We start from the raw sequence: 17,881 nt of genomic DNA, 5'->3' as shown, positions 1-17,881 counted from the left end.
GCCAGCGGCGACGCCGCCCTCGGGATCGCCCGCTCAACGCGCGGGCTCGTGCGCCCAGCTTCCTTCGATGTCGATGTCGCTCTTGACCGAGTTCGCGAGATAGCAAGCGTCGTGCGCCGCGTGGTGCAGCGCATCGACTTCGTCGCGCGTCGGCGCGCGCTCGCCGCCGAACGTCACGTGCGGCTTCAGCACGACGCGCGTCATCACTTCCTGGCCCTGCGCGTTCTTCGCCATCGTGCCTTCGGCAACGTCGCGATAGCCGGTCACGACGAGCTTCTTCTGCGCGGCGAGCGACAGGAACCATAGCATGTGGCAGCTCGACAGCGCCGCGACGAACGCCTCTTCCGGATCGACCGCCGCCGGATCGGAAAACGGCACGCGCACCACGTGCGGCGAGCTCGACGCCGGCACGCGAACGCCGCCGTCGAAGCGCCACTCGTGCTTCCTGCTGTAGCGGTTGTCCGCAAACGTCTCGCCTTCCTGCTTCTGCCACGCCACTTCGGCCGTGTAGGTCGACATCGCTTCTCCCTGATGTGTTCGCGTCGCAATGGTCGTCCGTCAGATCGGCGTCAGCACCGGCTGCCCCGCGAAGTGGCGCGCCGCGTTCTCGAGGAACTGGCGCACCGAGCGCTCGAGCGCCTCAGGCGACCAGCCGCCCAAGTGCGGCGTCAGCACGACGTTGTCGAGCGCCGCGAGCGCGCGCGGCGGCTGAGGCTCCCCTTCGTAGACGTCGAGCCCCGCGCCCGCGACGCGGCCCGCGCGCAACGCGTCGGCGAGCGCCGCCGTGTCGACGACGCTGCCGCGCGACACGTTGACGAGAAAGCCGCGCTCGCCGAGCGCGTCGAGGATGCGCGCGTCGATCAGATGCCGCGTCGCCGCGCCGCCCGGCGTCGCGACGACGAGAAAGTCCGCCCAGCGCGCGAGCGCGTGGAGTTCGGCGAAATAGCGGTACGCCGCGCCTTCGCGCGGCCGGCGGTTGTGATAGCCGATGTCGAGATCGAAGCCCGCCGCGCGGCGCGCGATCTTCTCGCCGATGTTGCCGAGCCCGACGATCCCGAGCCGCTTGCCGGACACGTTCGGCGGCATCGGCAGCGCATCGCGCCACACGCCCGCGCGGCACGCCGCGTCGAGCTTCGGCACGCCGCGCACCGCGGCGAGCAGCAGCGCGAACGCGTGATCGGCAACGCAATCGTCGTTCGTGCCCGCGCCGTTGACGACGACGACGCCGCGCGAGCGCGCATCGTCGAGCGCGATGTTCTCGTAGCCGACGCCGAGCGCGGCGATGAATTCCAGCTTCGGCAGGCGCGCGATCTCGTCGGCGAAGAGGCCGACCGTGCCGTTCGTCAGCACCGCCCGCACGGCGGCGCCGCGCTCGGCGATCGCTGCGCGGCGCTGGTCGGGCGTGGGGGCGTGGAGGACGTCGAATGCGTCGGCAACTTGCGCGTGCGCGTGGTCGCGCAGCGGGATCAGCACGAGCAGTTGGGGCTTCATGGCGGGCGTCGGCGGAAGGAACGTTGACGCCAGTGTAACAATGGAACGCGCCGAACGCGTCGCCCCGCCGGAAAGCCCTGTTCGGCGAGCGGCGAGCGGCGGGACGCGCGCTCACGCGTCCTCGGGCGGATGCGCTTCGAGCCACGCGACGATCTGCTGCTCGGCCTGCAGCGGCGTCACGGTTTCGCCCGTCGCGAGCACTTCGTACCGGTAGGGATCGGAGCCGTCGAGGTTGTCCGGCTCCGGCTGCGCGATCGTCCAGCGCCAGTCGATCCGGTCGGCAATCGGCGACGGCGCGCCCTCGATGCTGCATCGGCAACCGTCGATTTCCGCGACAAATCCGGTGTGGGTCGGTTCAAAACTCGCAAACACGGCGGCTCCCGTCGATGTACGCCGCGGCGCGGCAGGGTGGCGAGTATCTCACGATCGCGCCGCCCGCCCTGCCGCGCGCGCACGCGACCGGCTGTTGCACGCTGTCACGCATCGTTGCATTTTCGATGGGCCGCGCGCGCGTCGCCACGTGCGCCAACCCCAAGGATAGTCAGGAGCGGAAATGAAAACGACCGCGATTCTCTCGGCACTCGCCGCCGGCCTGTGCTTCTCGATCAGCAGCTTCGCGCAAGCGCCGGCGAGCGCGCCCGCCGGCGCGCCCGGCCAGGTGTGGGTAAACACCGACACGAAGGTGTACCACTGCGCGGCCGACAAGCGCTAGGCAAGACCCAGCACGGCGAGTACATGCCGGAAGCGGCCGCAAAGGCGCAGGGCTTCCGCGCGTCGCACGGCAAGGCGTGCTCGTGACGCGCGGCCCGGCGAGGCCGGCGCGCGGCTGAACGGGCGATCGCGCACGCCCGCCCGTTCAGCCGCGCGCGGCCGCCTCCCGCGCGGCCGCGCGCCACGCCGCATGATCGGCGCGCGTCCAGTCGAGCTCGACACCGACCCGCTTCGTCCCCGGCCGGATCTTCGGCTTGTGCAGCGCGAGCGTCAGCGCGTCGAGCGCCGGCCACTCGTCGAACGACAGCACGGCGATCTCGAGCGCGAGCGTCTCGAGCAGGCGCGTATGCGGCTTGTGCGCAAGGAACGACGCGAGCCGCGCGCAATACGCGTCGTAGTCGATCCAGCCGTCGCCGCCCGCCTCCGACGGCTCGCGCCGATAGGCGAGCCGCGCGTCGATCACGACGGGCTGCGGCGCCGCGTGCTCGTGCGGGTGGATGCCGATGCGCGCCGGCACCTTCAGCGCGTCGACGAACACGCTCCAGCCGCGTCCGCGCGCCGGATCGAGCGCCGCGAACGGCCCTTCGGCGGGCTTCATCAGGCGAGCGGCGTCGCCGCGTCGAGCATGATGCGGCAGAAGTAATCGGCGAAGCTGCGGCGCACGACGATGTCGAACGCCTCGTCGCCCATCGGCACGAGTGTGATCGACGCCTTGAAGTAATGGCTCTGCGCGCACTGCCCGACGCCGAACACGCGCGGGTGCAGATCGAGCGGACAGCCGCGCGCGAGCACGTCGCGCGCGCGCGCGCCGCTCGCCTCGACGACCGTGTAGCCGCTGCCGACGTCGACCGCCGCCGCATGGAGCCCCTGCACCGCTTGCGCAAGCTTTGCTTCGAGCGCGCCCGCCGCGACCGCGCCGTTCGAGCGCACGAGCCACTCGTCGGGGCCGAGCCACAGCACGTCGTGGTCCGCGCCGCGCGCGACGGTGTTCGGCTTCACGGGCGGCCGGCAGCCGACCACCTGCTCGAACGCGCGCACGAACGCGGAATCGTTCGGCTCGCCGCGCACGTTCACGAGATCGAGGAACGGCCGCTCGCGGAACCGGAATGCCTTCGAGCCGCGCGCGTCATACGCCTTCAGCGCGTCGCCCGCGCCGACGAGCGGCGATTCGAGCCGCGCGCCGCCTTGCGCGTGCACCGCCACCGAAGCTTCGTTTCTCGTTTCATTCCACATGTTGACGTACCCCTTCGGTGTCGTAGAAAACCGGGCTCGAAATCGTCGCGGCGACGCGCCGCCCGTTCGCGAGCGAGACCGCGACGCGCTCGCCCATCCTGCTCAACCCGCCCTTCACGACCGCGAGCGCGATCGAGCGCTTCAGGATCGGGCTGTAATAGCTCGACGTCACATGGCCGAGCATCGGCGTCGTGCCGTCCGCGCGCGCGGCCGCATCGACCTCGACGATCTGGCCGCCTTCCGGCAGCACGTATTGCGCGTCGTCGGTCAGCAGGCCGACGAACTGCTTGCGGCCGCTCTTCGCGGTATCGGCGCGCGCGAGCGACCGGCGGCCGAGGAAGTCCTTCGATTTCGCGACGAGCCCGCCCATGCCGAGATCGAACGGCGTGATCGATCCGTCGGTATCCTGACCGACGATGATGTAGCCCTTCTCCGCGCGCAGCACGTGCATCGTCTCGGTGCCGTACGGCGTGATGTCGAACTCCGCGCCTGCTTCCATCAGCGCTTCCCACACCGCGCGGCCCGCGTTCGCCGGCACGTTCACTTCGTATGCGAGCTCGCCCGAGAAGCTGATGCGCATCACGCGCGACTTCACGCCGGCGACCGTGCCGTCGCGATAGCTCATGAACGGGAACGCGTCGTTCGCGAAGTCGATGTCCTTGCACACCTTCTGCACGACCTTGCGGCTCTTCGGCCCGACCACCGCGAACGTCGCCCAGTGATCGGTGACGGACGCGAGGCGCACCGACATGTCCGGCCATTCCGTCTGCAGCCAGCGCTCGAGCCACGTGAGCACGCGCGCGGCGCCGCCCGTCGTCGTCGTCATCATGAAGTGCTGCTCGCCGAGGCGCACCGTCACGCCGTCGTCGAACACCATCCCGTTCTCGTCGAGCATCAGCCCGTAGCGGCACTTGCCGACTTCGAGCTTGTTCCACGGATTCGTGTAGACCCAGTTCAGCAGCTTCACCGCATCCGGGCCCTGGATGTCGATCTTGCCGAGCGTCGACGCATCGAGGATGCCGACGCCGTTGCGCACCGCGAGGCATTCGCGCTTCACCGCCGCGTGCAGATCCTCGCCGCGCTTCGGGAAATACCACGGCCGCTTCCAGTTGCCGACGTCCTCGAACATCGCGCCGTGCTCGACGTGCCATTCGTGGACGCAGGTCTTGCGCACCGGGTCGAGGAAATCGCCGAGCTCGCGGCCCGCGAACGCGCCGAACGACACCGGCGTGTAGTTCGGGCGGAACGTCGTCGTGCCCGTCTCCGGAATCGTCTGGCCGAGCGCCTGCGCGAGAATCGCCATCCCGTTGATGTTGCCGAGCTTGCCCTGATCGGTGCCGAAGCCCATCGCCGTGTAGCGCTTCACGTGCTCGACCGACTCGAAGCCTTCGCGCGCGGCGAGCAGGATATCGGCCGCGCCGACGTCGTTCTGGAAGTCGACGAACTGCTTCGGACCGCGAACCGCCGCTGCGGCACCGCTCGCGAGCCACAACGGCAGCAGCGCGTCCTCGACCGCCTCGGCGACCTTCGGCACGGGCGGCCGCTCGGCGGCGAAGCCCGTCGACTTCGCCGCGGCGACGCCCGCGCCGACCGCGAGCCGCAGCGCGCGCGACAGCTCGAACTCGCCCGCCGCCGCGCCGACGCTCGCTTCCGCCTGCACCGGCTTGCCGGGCACGAAGCACGCCTTGTCGTCGTTCCAGTGCGCCTTGCCGCCCGACTGCGCGAACAGGTGCAGCACCGGGCTGAAGCCGCCCGACATCGCGACGAGATCGCACGGCAGCGTCGCGATCCTGCCGCCCGACTTGCCGCTCGCGTATGACGCGACGTCGACCGACGCGACCCGCAGCCCGCCCGCCGCGCTCGACACGACCGCGCCGCTCATCACCGTGATGCCGTTGCGCTTCGCGACCGCGGGGAGTGCGCCGCGCGTCGACGCGCGCGCGTCGACGACCGTCACCTTCGCGCCGCACGCCTTCAGGTCGAGCGCGCACTGATAGCCGCGATCGTTGTTCGTCGCGACGACCGCGACGCGCCCCGGCAGCACGCCGTAGCGATGGATGTACGTCGACACGGCCGACGCGGTCATCACGCCCGGCAGATCGTTGTTGCCGAACACGAGCGGCCGCTCGTGCGCGCCCGCGGCGAGGATCACGCGCTTCGCGCGCACCTTCCAGATCATCTCGCGCGTGCCCTTGCGCATCGACACCGGCAGATGATCGGTGAGCCGCTGCACGACGGTCACGAGGTTGTGATCCTGATAGCCGAACGCGGTGCTGCGCGTGAGGATCTTCACGTCGGGCAGCTTCGCGAGCGCCGCCTCGATCTTCTCGACCCATTGCAGCGCCGGCTTGCCGTCGATCTCCGCGCGGGCCGCGAGCAGGCTGCCGCCCAGTTCGCGCTGATCGTCGACGAGGATCACGCGCGCGCCGTTCGCGGCCGCCGCATGCGCGGCCGCGAGCCCCGTCGGGCCGCCGCCGACGACGAGCACGTCGCAGTGCGCGTAGCACTTGTCGTAGCGGTCGGCGTCGAGCGTGTCGGGCGCCTTGCCGAGGCCCGCCGCCTCGCGGATCTTCTCTTCGTACTTCGGCCACAGGTTGCGCGGCCACATGAACGTCTTGTAGTAGAAGCCCGCCGGCAAAAAGCGTGCGAACTTCTGCATCACCGCCATCCGGTCGTGCTCGAGCGACGGCTTCGCGTTCACGCTCGTCGCGACGAGCCCCTGATACAGCTCGATCTCGGTCGCGCGCGCGTTCGGCACCGTATGCGCACCGGTTTCGAGCTGCACGACGGCGTTCGGCTCGTCGACGCCCGCCGTCACGATTCCGCGCGGGCGGTGATACTTGAAGCTGCGCGCGACGAAGTGCACGCCGTTCGCGAGCAGCGCCGACGCGAGCGTGTCGCCCTGGAAGCCCTGATACGTGCGGCCGTTGAACGTGAAGGTGAGCGGCTGTGCGCGGTTGATGCGCCCGCCTGCGCCGAGTCGGTCTTTCTGGCTCATTTGCTCGTGTCCTTTGCTGCGTCGTCGGCGGCGCCGCCGAACGTTTCGTAGCCTTGGAATTCGTAGGTGACGGTATCGCGCTGCGCGACGAACCAGCGGCGGCAGCCCTGCGTGTGCAGCCATTGCTCTCGATGCGCGCCGCGCGGATTCCTGCGCATGAACACGTAGTCGCCCCATTCGCGGTCGGACAGCGTGTCGGTATCGAGCGGTCGCGCGATGTCGGCTTCGCCGCCGCAACTGAATTCGGATTCGGCGCGCGGGCCGCACCACGGACATTCGATCAGCAACATGTTCGTTCTCCTTTGTCGACCAGAGTTAGCGCTTTAGCGCTTACTCTGGTCCCATGCTTTGCGGTCGACCAGAGTTAGCGCTTCAGCGCTTACTCTGGTCCCATGCTTCGCGGTCGACCAGAGTTAGCGCTTCAGCGCTTTACTCCAGCCCCATGCACGCCAGTGCGCGGTGGTTGTCGGTCAGTGCGCGACGGCGGCCGCGCCGTGCTCGTCGATCAGGTGGCCGGTGTAGAAGCGCTCGAGCGCGAACGGCGCGTTCAGCTCGTGCGGCGCGTCGCGCGCGATCGTGTGCGCGAACACCCAGCCCGAGCCCGGCGTCGCCTTGAAGCCGCCCGTGCCCCAGCCGCAGTTGAAATACAGGCCCTTCACGTCGGTCTTGCTGATGATCGGGCACGCGTCCGGCGACACGTCGACGATCCCGCCCCACTGGCGGTTCATCCGCACGCGCGAGAACACCGGGAACATCTCGATGATCGCCTGCAGCGTGCCCTCGATGATCTGGAAGCTGCCGCGCTGGCCGAAGCCCGTGTATTGGTCGATGCCCGCGCCGATCACGAGGTCGCCCTTGTCGGACTGGCTGATGTACGCATGCACCGCGTTCGACATCACGACCGTGTTGACGACCGGCTTGATCGGCTCGGACACGAGCGCCTGCAGCGGATGGCTTTCGAGCGGCAGCCGCACGCCCGCCATGTCGGCGAGCGTCGTCGTGTTGCCGGCCGCCACCACCGCGACCTTCTTCGCCTTGATGAAGCCCTTGACCGTATCGACGCCGACCACCGCGCCGCCTTCGCGCCGGATGCCCGTCACCTGGCAGTTCTGGATGATGTCGACGCCCGCGCGGTCCGCGCCGCGCGCGAAGCCCCAGGCCACCGCGTCGTGGCGAGCCACGCCGCCGCGCCGCTGGATCGACGCGCCGAGCACCGGGTAGCGGCTGTTCAGGTTGATCGTCGGCTCGAGCTCCTTGATCTGCGCGGGCGTGAGGAACTCGGCGTCGACGCCATTCAGCCGGTTCGCGTTCACGCGGCGCTCGGTGTCGCGCACGTCCTGCAGCGTATGCGCGAGGTTCATCACGCCGCGCTGGCTGAACATCACGTTGTAGTTCAGGTCCTGCGCGAGGCCTTCCCACAGTTTCATCGCCTTTTCGTAGAGCGCGGCGGATTCGTCCCACAGGTAGTTCGAGCGCACGATCGTCGTGTTGCGCGCGGTGTTGCCGCCGCCGATCCAGCCTTTCTCGAGCACCGCGACGTTCGTGATTCCGTGCTCCTTCGCGAGGTAGTACGCGGTCGCGAGGCCGTGCCCGCCGCCGCCGACGATCACGACGTCGTATTCGCGCTTCGGCTCCGGGCTCTTCCACTGCTTTTCCCAGTTCTCGTGATACGACAGGCCGTTGCGGAACAGGCTGAATATCGAGTAGCGGCTCATGTTGATGGACCTTTCGTTAACATTCGATGACGTTCACGGCGAGCCCGCCGCGCGACGTTTCCTTGTATTTCGTCTTCATGTCGGCGCCCGTCTCGCGCATCGTCTTGATGACGGAATCGAGCGACACGTAGTGCTGGCCGTCGCCCTTGAGCGCGATGCGCGACGCGTTGAGCGCCTTGATCGCGCCCATCGCGTTGCGCTCGATGCACGGAATCTGCACGAGGCCGCCGACGGGGTCGCACGTCATCCCGAGGTTGTGCTCCATGCCGATCTCGGCCGCGTTCTCGACCTGGCCGGGCGTGCCGCCCATCACCGCGGCGAGCGCGGCGGCGGCCATCGAGCACGCGACGCCGACCTCGCCCTGGCAGCCCACCTCCGCGCCGGAGATCGACGCGGTTTCCTTGTAGATGATGCCGATCGCGGCGGCGGTCAGCAGGAAGTCGACGATCCCCGCCTCGTTCGAGCCCGGCACGAACTTCACGTAGTAGTGGAGAACGGCCGGAATCACGCCCGCCGCGCCGTTCGTCGGCGCGGTGACGACACGCCCGCCCGCCGCGTTCTCCTCGTTGACCGCCATCGCGTAGAGGTTCACCCAGTCGAGCATCGACAGCGGATCGCGCAGCGATTCCTCCGACCGGCTGCGCAGCCGCGTGTGGAGCTCGGCCGCGCGGCGCTTCACGCGCATCGGGCCGGGCAGCTCGCCGTCGACCTTGCAGCCGCGCTCGACGCACGCGGCCATCGTCCTCCAGATCGCGACGAGGCCAGCGCGCACTTCGTCGGCGGGGCGCAGCGCGCATTCGTTGCGCAGCGTGAGCTCGGCGATCGACAGGCCGCTCGCGCGGCACGCGCGCATCAGGTCGTCGCCGGTGCGAAACGGATACGGCACGTCAGTTGCCGCGCGCGCGCCGTTCACGCGATCGCCGTCGCGGTTCACGACGAAGCCGCCGCCGACCGAGTAATACTCTTTCTCGACGAGCAACTGGCCGTGCTCGTCGAACGCCTGGAAGCGCATGCCGTTCGGATGGACGACGCCCGTGCCGCTCATCAGCTTGCGATAGAAGCCGATGTCGTCCTTTTCGTCGAAGCGGATGCTGCGCTTGCCGAGCAGCGCGAGCGACTTCTCCGCGCGAATCGCCTTCAGGCGGGGCTCGATCAGATCGGGATCGATCAGGTCGGGCAAATGCCCTTCGAGGCCGAGCAGCACCGCCTTGTCGGTGCCGTGGCCCTTGCCCGTCGCGCCGAGCGAGCCGTACAGCTCGGCCCGCACGCGGCGCACGAAGCCGAGCAGGTTCGCATCCTCGACGTGCGACGCGAACCGGCGCGCGGCGATCATCGGGCCGACCGTGTGCGAGCTCGACGGACCGATGCCGATCTTGAACAGATCGAAAACGCTGACGTTCATCTGGCTGCCCTTGCGTAGCGATGCTGGGTTGACGTTGGACGTCAGTACATCAAAGCGTAAAATCCGCCGATAGAACAAAAGCGGCATCGGCGTGGGACGCCGCCGCCAACCGCCGCGACAGACGGCCATGCCGTGCGTTTCGGCGATGGTTCGCGGCGAAAAAACACAAGTTCCGCGCAGCCCGATCGGCGACGCTCGCAGTACGGACTGCGCGGCGGCCCGCCCGTCGGACGCCCGCGGGCCGGAGACACGCCGGGCCGCGCCCCGGCCAACCGACGATTTTGCAGACATGACCGCCGACGTACCCGCCTCGCCCCTCGCCGCCGATTCCGCGCAGCCGCGCCTGCGCTTCGGGATCGTGCTGCTGCCGAACTTCACGCTGACCGCGTTCTCGGGGTTCGTCGACATGCTGCGGCTGTCCGCCGACGACGGCGACCACAGCAAGCCCGTGCGCTGCTCGTGGACCGTGATCGGCGACACGCTCGCGCCCGTGCGCGCGAGCTGCGGGATCCAGGTGACGCCGTGGCGAACGTTCGACGAAGCCGACGCGTTCGACTACGTGGTCGTCGTGGGTGGCCTGCTGCATTCAGGGCCGCAGGCGGGGCCGCAGACGCTGCAGTTCGTCCGCCGCGCGGCCGCGGCGGGCGCGAACCTCGTCGGGATCTGCACGGGCGCGTTCGCGCTGATGCGCGCGGGCGTGCTCGACGGGCACCGCGTATGCGTGAGCTGGTTCCACTACTGGGATTTCATCGAGCGTTTTCCGAACGCCGATCCGGATCTGCTGATCGCCGATCGGCTGTTCGTGATCGACCGGCGGCGGATCACGTGCTCGGGCGGGCGCGCGTCGATCGACGTCGCCGCGGCGATCCTGCTGCGCCACTTCGATCACGCGACGGTGCAAAAGGCGCTGCGCATCCTGCTCGTCGGCGAGATGCAGAAAGGCAACGCGCCGCAGCCGCACCCGCCGGGGCTCGAGCCCGCGACGCATCCGAAGGTCAAGCGCGCGATCCTGCTGATGGAACAGCACGTCGGGCGCGCGCTGCCGCTCGACGAACTCGCGTGCAAGCTCGATCTGTCGACGCGGCAACTCGAGCGGCTGTTCAAGGCTCAGACGGGCAAAGGCCCGCAGGCGTTCGCCAAGCAGGTGCGGCTGCGCACGGCCGCGTGGCTCTTGACGAGCTCGGACCGCACCGTCGCCGACATCGCGTCGAGCTGCGGGTTCGCCGACGCGTCGCACCTCGGGCGCGAGTTCCGCAAGCAGTTCGGCGCGCCGCCCGCGGCTTACCGCGAGAAAGGCGGCGCGGCGGGCGGCGCGGACGCAGCGATCGCGCGCACGGCCGACGACGCGCAGATGGATTGGGGAGCGGATTCAGGGGCGGATTCGGAAGAGGATGCCGATGCGGGCGCATCCGGCAGCGGCATCGACGCCGGCTGAGCGTGTCGCGCTCATCGCGATGTTCCGGCGCGGCTTCGGCGTGACGCCGGCGCGACGAGCAGGAGGGTTTCCTTGTACTGGCTGCCGACGGGGTCGAGATATTCGAGGCCGTCGGCGGTCGCGAACTGCCAGTCGCAGAAATACAGCGCGCAGCGGCCGGCGCGCTCGCCGCTCGCGGGCGCGAGACCGTCCGGCAAGTATGCGGCGGCGGCCGCGGCGAGCGGCGCGTCCTGAATGCCAGTGCCGGGCGATGTCGGCGTTGATCGCGCCCGGCATCAAGACTCGCGCGTGAACTTGCCGACGTCGATGCCGAGTTCGTTCGCCATGTATTCGACGAACGCGCGCAGTTGCGCGAGCTCCGCCGTCAACGCCTTCTGCTCGGCCTTCAGCGCCTCGAACTCCGACGGCGGCACCGCGTCGTCGTGCGCGCCGCGCGCGGGCGCTTCAGGCGCGACGTCGCCGCACAGCAGATGCAGCCACCGGCTCTCGCGCTCGCCCGGCGCGCGCGAGAGCTTGACGACGAGCGGCGGCGTGCGCGCGGCGAGCTCGTCGAGAAACGCCTCGACCGACGAGATGTCGGCGAAGCCGTGCAGGCGCGCGCTGTTCAGCCGCAGCTCCGCGGCCGTCTGCGAACCGCGCAGCAGCAGCATCGTCAGCAGCGCGGCCGCCTGGCTCGGGATGCCGAGCACGCGATTCATGTTGTGCTCGAAGCGCGGCACGCGGCTGCTGCTGCCTTCCGACGCGAGGCTCAGGCGCTTCAGGCCGTCGATCGCCGTCAGCACCTCGGCCTCCGACACGTTCATCACCGGCGAGCGAGCGGTCTTCTGGTTGCAGCCGGCCGTCAGCGCGTTGAGCGACAGCGGATAGGTATCCGGAACCGTGTGCTGCTTCTCGATCAATACGCCGAGCACGCGCGCCTCGAGCGGCGTCAGCGCGCGAAGGGGCGGGCGTTGGAAAGCGTCGGGAGTGGAATTCATGGGCGATGTCGCTGCGGGGTGCTCGTGTGTTGGAGTCGGATCGCGCGCGCCGGGCGCAGGCCCGCGAGCGCATCCAATGATAGCCGGGCTCGACGCTTCGGGTAATACCCGCTTGCTTCGTCGCGACGGGACAAGACGCGGCGGATCGACGGGACGGCCGTCGCCGGCGGCCCGCACGCGCCGCTCATCGATCCAGCTCGGCGTAATGCCGGAATATCCCCTGCTCGTTGAACGGAATGCGCCGCTCGGACGCCAGATAGCGCGCGACGGGCGGATGCTGCGCGACCCGGTCGTGCAGCTCGATCAGCGCCGCATGCCGCTTTTCGACGTGCGAGAACGCTTTGGGAAACGCATAGCGCAACCCCTCGATCAACTGGAACATCGACAGGTCGACATAGGTCAGGCGGGCGCCGACCATGTAGCCGTGCCTGTGCGGCTTGTGCGGATTGTGCGCGAGCACCCTGCCGAAATAGTCGAGAAACTTGGGCAGCCGATGCTCGATGAAATCCTCCGCCCGCATCGCGGCCTGCGCTTTCTGATCCTCGTAATACAGGCCGCTCGCGATCGGGTGATGCGTGTCGTGAATCTCGACGACGAAGTCGGACACCGTCAACTGCAACTGATGCGCCCAGAGCCGGCCCGCGTCGTCGCGCGGCGCGAGGTCGTGCCGCGCGCCGAGAAACAGCAGGATGTTCGCCGTCTGCCCGATGATCTGGTCGCCGGCCTTCAGGAACGGCGGCGCGAACGGCAGGCATTCGGCAGAGTCGCTTTCCAGCAGCCGCATCATCGCCGGCACGCCCATTCCCTTGCGCGACGACTCGCGCGCGATGTCGACGTATTCGGCTTCGGCCGCCTCGAGCGCGAGCCTCACGAATTCGCCGCGCCCCTGAATGTCCGGCCAGTAGTAAAGCTCGTAGCGCATGCCGCCCTCCGTGTTCGTTGCGTGAAATTCGTCGGAACCGGCACTCGGCCTGGTGTTTCCGAATCGGGCCTTGCCGATCGCCGCCGACGCGAAGCGACAGTCTAGGCGCAAAGCGCCGAACGCGTCGTCCGGCGCGCGGCGCATCGCCATTTCGTCAGACGATTAACGATTCCGAAACGCAAGTGAATATGCCTTTCCCTATTTGTTATACGAATTCGGCGGCCTATTCGCGACCGAGGCGGCGACCAGGAAAATCACTCGCGCCGGATTGATTTCGTTTATTCCCTTTCAAATGAAATTTCACGAAATTCATAAAAAAACGTCACGAGATCGCCCACAAGAAAAATGCACGATGCCGATGCGGCCGTTTCGGGCCTGCACGCCCAAACAGCGCAGTCGCGGCATTCGGCAAATTCCGCACTGGCCTCGTCGGCATCGGTATCCGCGACGCACGAATCTCCGGCCAAACGGCAAGTGGGCGTGCGCGCGTTACGCCCGCTCGTGGTTCGACCGAGAATATGCTACAAATGATTCGAGCCGGCCGCACGATATCGACGTCGCCTCGTCTATTGCCACGACAACAAAACAGGATGGATCGAATACAGCAATTAATTAACACGTCTGTCTTTTAAGAAGTGAAACAGGCATCAGCTCGAATCTCGAATGGGCATGTCACGGTGTCGCGACGGGGGAGCAGCGTCATGAACGATTTCGTGCGGTTGAACCTGATCGGCCAATCACCGCGCTTTCTGGCGGCGCTCGACCTGATACGCAAGTACGCGAGCAGCGCCGCGGCCGTGCTGATCCAGGGCGAAACCGGCACCGGCAAGGAACTCGCGGCGCGCGCGCTGCACTACCTCAGCGACCGGCGCGACCTGCCGTTCGTGCCTGTCAACAGCGGCGCGATTCCCGAGCATCTGATCGAAAGCGAGTTGTTCGGCCACGTGCGCGGCGCCTTCACCGACGCGCGCGAAACGCGGCACGGGCTGATCACCGAAGCGCGGGGCGGCACGCTGTTCCTCGACGAAGTCGAAGCGCTCAGCGCGCGCGCGCAGGTTGCGCTGCTGCGCTTCCTGCAGGACCGCGAATATCGTCCCGTCGGCGGCACGCTGCTGCGCAGCTCCGATGCGCGCGTGATCGCCGCGACCAATCTCGATCTCGCCGTTCTCGCCCGCAAGGGCCTGTTCCGATCCGATCTGCTGTATCGGCTCGACGTGCTGCCCTTGCATCTGCCGCCGCTGCGCGAGCGTTCGGGCGACGTCGCGCTGCTCGCCGACACCTTCGTCGAGCGCCTGAACGGGCTCGGCAAGGGGCCCGCGAAGGCGCTGCTGCCGGGGTCGCGCGCCGCGCTGAACCGGCATACGTGGCCCGGCAACGTGCGCGAGCTCGAAAACCTGATCCAGCGCGAATACGTGCTCGCCGGCGATGCCTGCTGCATCGACCTGACGACGGCGGGCGACGGGCACGCCCCGGCCGCGTCGATCGCGTGCGCGACGCCCGCGGACGAATCGTACAAGGCCGCGAAGGCGCGGGCCGTCGCGGAATTCGAGCGCAGCTACATCGTCGCACTGCTGTCGCGCTCCGGCGGCAACCTGAGCCTCGCGTCCCGATTGTCGGGCAAGGACCGCAGCGACATCGGCAAGCTGCTCAGGAAGCACGGCATCGAGCGTCAGCGCTTCACGGCCGCCGGTCAGCCGAATCGGGATTGAGTCGCGATTGAATCGCGGTTGAATCCCGATCGATCCGACGCGATCGCTTTCGTCACTCGCGCCCCTTCGCCGATCGACGCGACCGAACCCACCGCGGCGCCGAGGGAAATTTCCCCCCAGGGGATGCGGACCGCGCGCCCGACGCGCCGCGCGTTGCCGCGCAACGAGCGGCGGGGGCGCGGCGTGTCCGCGGGTGCGGTGCATTTCCCCAGCCCGCTCGAGCGCCGCCGCGCGATTTGCCCGGCGGCGCGGCGGCCGGCGGGCGAGCCGCCGCCTGGTACGCCGCTTGCGTGGCAAGCGGCATCAGCCACTGTCGGGTATCCGCCGGGATGAACACGACGCAGGACGACGATGCCCGCCGCGGAATCGCCCAGACGATCACGCGATACCTGGCGAACCATCCGAACGCGGCCGACACCGTGGACGGAATCGCGGCGTATTGGCTAACGGAGATCGAAGAGAGCGCAGCCATGTTCCGGATCGACCACATTCAACGCGCGCTCGACCAGCTCGTGCGTCAGGGCGTGCTCACGACCTGCATGCTGCCCGGCGGCCACGTCCTCTACAGGAAGCCGCCCGTGCCGCAGGAGCGCGCATGAACGCAGCGCGACGACGCGCGGCCGTCGCACGCACGCGCCCCGGCCCGGCGCGCGTGCGCATACACATGCGCATGCGGCGTCCGAGCGTGAATGCCGCCGCCGCGCCGCGCCGGCCTGCGGCGCTTGCCGAACCTCGCCGCCGATATCGCGCCGCATGCGTCACGCGCGCGGCCGCTCGCCGCGAGATCCGATCCATCGTTGACAAGGAAATGACATGGCGAATCTGAACTGGTCGCTCTCGCTGCAGGTGACGGGCGGGCCGACGATCAACGCGGGACAGGACGGCCTGAGCGTCGAGGGCGTCGACACGATCGACGTGACGATCGACGCCGGCGACGCCGACAAGGTCGTGCAGATCCAGCCCGGCGCCGCGGGCCACGTTCACGTGCTCGCGGTGAAATCCGATCTCTACAACAGCAAGCTCAGCTTCAAGGCGAGCGACGGCGCGACCGATTCGGCCAAGGTCGTGCTCGACGCGCCGCAGCTCTACGCGGGCGGCGCGACCGCGCTGTTCGGCATCGATCCGAAGCAGTTGAAGCTCTCGAATGCCGGCGCCGCGGCGGCGCACGTGACGATCTTCGTCGCGCGCGACGCGAAGGTCTAGATCGACTCACCGGAGGCCCCTCATGCCCTCTCCCCTCACCTACCCCGGCGTCTACATCGAGGAAGTGCCGAGCGGCGTGCGCTCGATCACGGGCGTCGCGACGTCGATCGCGCTCTTCATCGGCTGGGCGGCGCGCGGCCGCAACGATCGCGCGGTGCGCATCTCGAGCTTCGCCGACTACCAGCGCACGTTCGGCGGGCTCGACCGGCGCACGCTGCTCGGCCATGCGGTCATGCAGTTCTTCGACAACGGCGGCAGCGACGCGTACATCGTCCGGCTCGCCGGCGCGGGCGCGCTCGCGTCGACGGCCGCGATCGGCGACCTCACGTTCCACGCGAGCTCGCCGGGCAAGTGGGGCGACGGCTACGCGGTGCGCACGACGCGCCGGCAGCCGCCCGACGACGCGCACTTCACGGTCGACGTGCTCGACAAGCAGAACGGCAATGCGATCGTCGAGAGCTTCCAGAACGTATCGATGGACAAGGGCGACACCCGTTTCGTCGAAGGCGTGATCAACGACCGCTCGGGCTACATCGCCGTCAGCGCCGCGAGCGGCACGACGCCCGCCGACGCCACCGCGCCGCTCGGCGGCGGCGACGACGGCACGCTGCTCCAGCCGGGCACCGCGGGATTCCATGCGGCGCTCGCCGCGGTGTTCGGCGTCGGCTCGATCACCGACCGCATCGATCTCTTCAACCTCGTCTGCGTGCCCGGCGAGACCGACGCGGGCGCGCTCGCCGCGCTGCAGACGGCCTGCCGCAAGCGCCGCGCGTTCCTGATCGCCGACGCCGATTCGACGGCGACGGTCGCGTTGCTCGGCGCGGGCGTGTCCACCACGCTCACCGGCTCGGACGCGCTGAACTCCGCGCTCTTCTTCCCGTGGGTGCGCGCGGCCGACCCGCTGCAGCAAGGCGCGATCGCGAGCTTCCCGCCGTGCGGCTTCGTCGCGGGCGTGTTCGCGCGCACCGACGGCGCGCGCGGCGTCTGGAAGGCGCCCGCCGGCAGCGACGCGTCGCTGAACGGCGCATCGGGCCTCGCGATCGCGATGAGCGACGCCGAGAACGGGCAGCTCAACCCGCTCGGCATCAACTGCCTGCGCACGCTGCCCGTGTACGGCAACGTCGTCTGGGGCGCGCGCACGCTGCACGGGCAAAACGACCGCGGCTCCGAATGGAAGTACGTGCCGGTGCGGCGCATGGCGCTGTTCCTCGAGGAGAGCCTGTACCGCGGCACGCAGTGGGTCGTGTTCGAGCCGAACGACGAGCCGCTGTGGGCGCAGATCCGGCTGAACGTCGGCGCGTTCCTGCAGGACCTGTTCCGCCAGGGCGCGTTCCAGGGCCGCACGCCGCGCGACGCGTACTTCGTCAAGTGCGACGGCGAGACGACCACGCAGGCCGACATCAATCTCGGCGTCGTCAACATACTCGTCGGCTTCGCGCCGCTGAAGCCCGCCGAGTTCGTGGTCCTCCAGTTGCAGCAGATCGCGGGCGACATCCCCACCTGACCGATCCGATCCACCTGATCGAGGAGAAGCTCCATGGCGCAGTTTTCCGTGAATCCGCAGCGCTTCGATCCGTACAAGAACTTCAAATTCCGGATCAAGTGGGACGGCCGCTACGTCGCCGGCATCAGCAAGGTGTCGGCGCTCAAGCGCACCACCGAGGTCGTCGAGCATCGCGAAGGCGGCGATCCGTCGACGTCGCGCAAATCGCCCGGGCGCACCAAGTACGACGCCGTCACGCTCGAGCGCGGCGTCACGCACGACACCGAGTTCGAGAAATGGGCGAACAAGGTCTGGCATTTCGGCTCGGGCCTCGGCGCCGAGGTGTCGCTGAAGACCTTCCGCAAGGACCTGATCCTCGAGGTCTACAACGAGGCCGGACAGCTCGCGCTCGCGTACCGGATCTTCCGTTGCTGGGTATCGGAGTTCCAGGCGCTGCCCGACCTCGACGCAAACGCGAACGCGGTCGCGATCCAGCACATCAAGCTCGAGAACGAAGGCTGGGAGCGCGACGACAGCATCGCCGAGCCGAGCGAGCCGAACTTCACGGAGCCGGCGTGACGCGCCGCCGCAGCCGAAAGCCC

General features: G+C 68.8%; 18 protein-coding genes and 1 pseudogene. 7 read left to right on the top strand and 12 right to left on the bottom strand.

Features of this window, described 5'->3' with window-relative positions; genetic code table 11:
- Positions 1-33: 33 nt before the first annotated feature.
- The 3 genes from AQ610_RS23915 to AQ610_RS23905 form a co-directional block, all read right to left on the bottom strand.
- A complete protein-coding gene (locus AQ610_RS23915; RefSeq protein ID WP_006028755.1) occupies positions 34-519 on the bottom strand; it encodes an OsmC family protein in 486 nt (161 codons plus the stop codon).
- A gap of 39 nt (positions 520-558) precedes the next feature.
- The gene (locus tag AQ610_RS23910; protein WP_006028756.1) at positions 559-1,491 is read right to left on the bottom strand and encodes a 2-hydroxyacid dehydrogenase; all 933 of its coding nucleotides are present in this window, start codon (positions 1,489-1,491) and stop codon (positions 559-561) included.
- 111 nt (positions 1,492-1,602) lie between these two features.
- A complete protein-coding gene (locus AQ610_RS23905; RefSeq protein ID WP_006028757.1) occupies positions 1,603-1,863 on the bottom strand; it encodes a hypothetical protein in 261 nt (86 codons plus the stop codon).
- Between the two features lie 181 nt (positions 1,864-2,044).
- On the opposite strand from AQ610_RS23905, the pseudogene AQ610_RS23900 reads away from it, so the two are divergent.
- Positions 2,045-2,289 (top strand): annotated as a pseudogene (locus AQ610_RS23900) (hypothetical protein).
- Positions 2,290-2,347: 58 nt separating this feature from the next.
- On the opposite strand, the gene AQ610_RS23895 reads toward AQ610_RS23900, so the two are convergent.
- The 6 genes from AQ610_RS23895 to AQ610_RS23870 all read right to left on the bottom strand — a co-directional run bounded on the left by AQ610_RS23895 (position 2,348) and on the right by AQ610_RS23870 (position 9,550).
- Positions 2,348-2,800: a dihydroneopterin aldolase gene (locus AQ610_RS23895; RefSeq protein ID WP_006028758.1), complete on the bottom strand. Its 453-nt coding sequence runs from the start codon at positions 2,798-2,800 to the stop codon at positions 2,348-2,350.
- Positions 2,800-3,435 (bottom strand): sarcosine oxidase subunit gamma, encoded by a 636-nt coding sequence (locus AQ610_RS23890; RefSeq protein ID WP_015603514.1) that lies wholly within the window; start codon positions 3,433-3,435, stop codon positions 2,800-2,802. The genes AQ610_RS23895 and AQ610_RS23890 overlap by 1 nt, the downstream gene beginning before the upstream one ends.
- Positions 3,425-6,433, bottom strand: a complete 3,009-nt coding sequence (locus AQ610_RS23885) for a sarcosine oxidase subunit alpha family protein (RefSeq protein ID WP_006028760.1) — start codon at positions 6,431-6,433, stop codon at positions 3,425-3,427. Before AQ610_RS23885 ends, AQ610_RS23890 begins: the two co-directional genes overlap by 11 nt.
- Positions 6,430-6,723: a sarcosine oxidase subunit delta gene (locus tag AQ610_RS23880; RefSeq protein WP_009915278.1), complete on the bottom strand. Its 294-nt coding sequence runs from the start codon at positions 6,721-6,723 to the stop codon at positions 6,430-6,432. Before AQ610_RS23880 ends, AQ610_RS23885 begins: the two co-directional genes overlap by 4 nt.
- A gap of 180 nt (positions 6,724-6,903) precedes the next feature.
- On the bottom strand, positions 6,904-8,148 hold the full coding sequence (locus AQ610_RS23875; protein ID WP_009915279.1) for a sarcosine oxidase subunit beta family protein: 1,245 nt from the start codon (positions 8,146-8,148) through the stop codon (positions 6,904-6,906).
- Between the two features lie 16 nt (positions 8,149-8,164).
- Complete coding sequence (locus AQ610_RS23870) at positions 8,165-9,550, bottom strand: L-serine ammonia-lyase (RefSeq protein WP_006028763.1); 1,386 nt, start codon at positions 9,548-9,550, stop codon at positions 8,165-8,167.
- Between the two features lie 289 nt (positions 9,551-9,839).
- Between AQ610_RS23870 and AQ610_RS23865 the strand changes: the two genes are divergently transcribed.
- Positions 9,840-10,985, top strand: a complete 1,146-nt coding sequence (locus tag AQ610_RS23865) for a GlxA family transcriptional regulator (protein WP_006028764.1) — start codon at positions 9,840-9,842, stop codon at positions 10,983-10,985.
- Positions 10,986-10,996: 11 nt separating this feature from the next.
- Here AQ610_RS23865 and AQ610_RS23860 read toward each other — a convergent pair whose 3' ends face one another.
- The 3 genes from AQ610_RS23860 to AQ610_RS23850 all read right to left on the bottom strand — a co-directional run bounded on the left by AQ610_RS23860 (position 10,997) and on the right by AQ610_RS23850 (position 12,884).
- Entirely contained in the window at positions 10,997-11,182 is a 186-nt protein-coding gene (locus AQ610_RS23860) for a hypothetical protein (RefSeq protein ID WP_006028765.1), read from the bottom strand.
- 78 nt (positions 11,183-11,260) lie between these two features.
- Entirely contained in the window at positions 11,261-11,962 is a 702-nt protein-coding gene (locus AQ610_RS23855) for a YceH family protein (protein WP_009915280.1), read from the bottom strand.
- Between the two features lie 184 nt (positions 11,963-12,146).
- Positions 12,147-12,884, bottom strand: coding sequence for a glutathione S-transferase (locus tag AQ610_RS23850; protein ID WP_009915282.1), 738 nt, complete (start codon positions 12,882-12,884; stop codon positions 12,147-12,149).
- Between the two features lie 701 nt (positions 12,885-13,585).
- Between AQ610_RS23850 and AQ610_RS23845 the strand changes: the two genes are divergently transcribed.
- From AQ610_RS23845 to AQ610_RS23825, 5 genes are all read left to right on the top strand, one after another.
- Positions 13,586-14,593 (top strand): sigma-54 interaction domain-containing protein, encoded by a 1,008-nt coding sequence (locus AQ610_RS23845; protein WP_006028768.1) that lies wholly within the window; start codon positions 13,586-13,588, stop codon positions 14,591-14,593.
- Positions 14,594-14,922: 329 nt separating this feature from the next.
- On the top strand, positions 14,923-15,192 hold the full coding sequence (locus tag AQ610_RS23840) for a hypothetical protein (RefSeq protein WP_006028769.1): 270 nt from the start codon (positions 14,923-14,925) through the stop codon (positions 15,190-15,192).
- 214 nt (positions 15,193-15,406) lie between these two features.
- Entirely contained in the window at positions 15,407-15,796 is a 390-nt protein-coding gene (locus tag AQ610_RS23835) for a hypothetical protein (protein WP_006028770.1), read from the top strand.
- Between the two features lie 22 nt (positions 15,797-15,818).
- Positions 15,819-17,300 (top strand): phage tail sheath family protein, encoded by a 1,482-nt coding sequence (locus AQ610_RS23830; RefSeq protein WP_009915283.1) that lies wholly within the window; start codon positions 15,819-15,821, stop codon positions 17,298-17,300.
- Between the two features lie 33 nt (positions 17,301-17,333).
- On the top strand, positions 17,334-17,858 hold the full coding sequence (locus AQ610_RS23825) for a phage tail protein (RefSeq protein ID WP_006028772.1): 525 nt from the start codon (positions 17,334-17,336) through the stop codon (positions 17,856-17,858).
- The last annotated feature ends 23 nt before the right edge of the window (positions 17,859-17,881 follow it).

Source organism: Burkholderia humptydooensis (assembly GCF_001513745.1).
GTDB classification, from domain to species: domain Bacteria; phylum Pseudomonadota; class Gammaproteobacteria; order Burkholderiales; family Burkholderiaceae; genus Burkholderia; species Burkholderia humptydooensis.
Note: the sequence above shows the minus strand (reverse complement) of the source record. Positions and strands in the feature narration are given on the sequence as shown.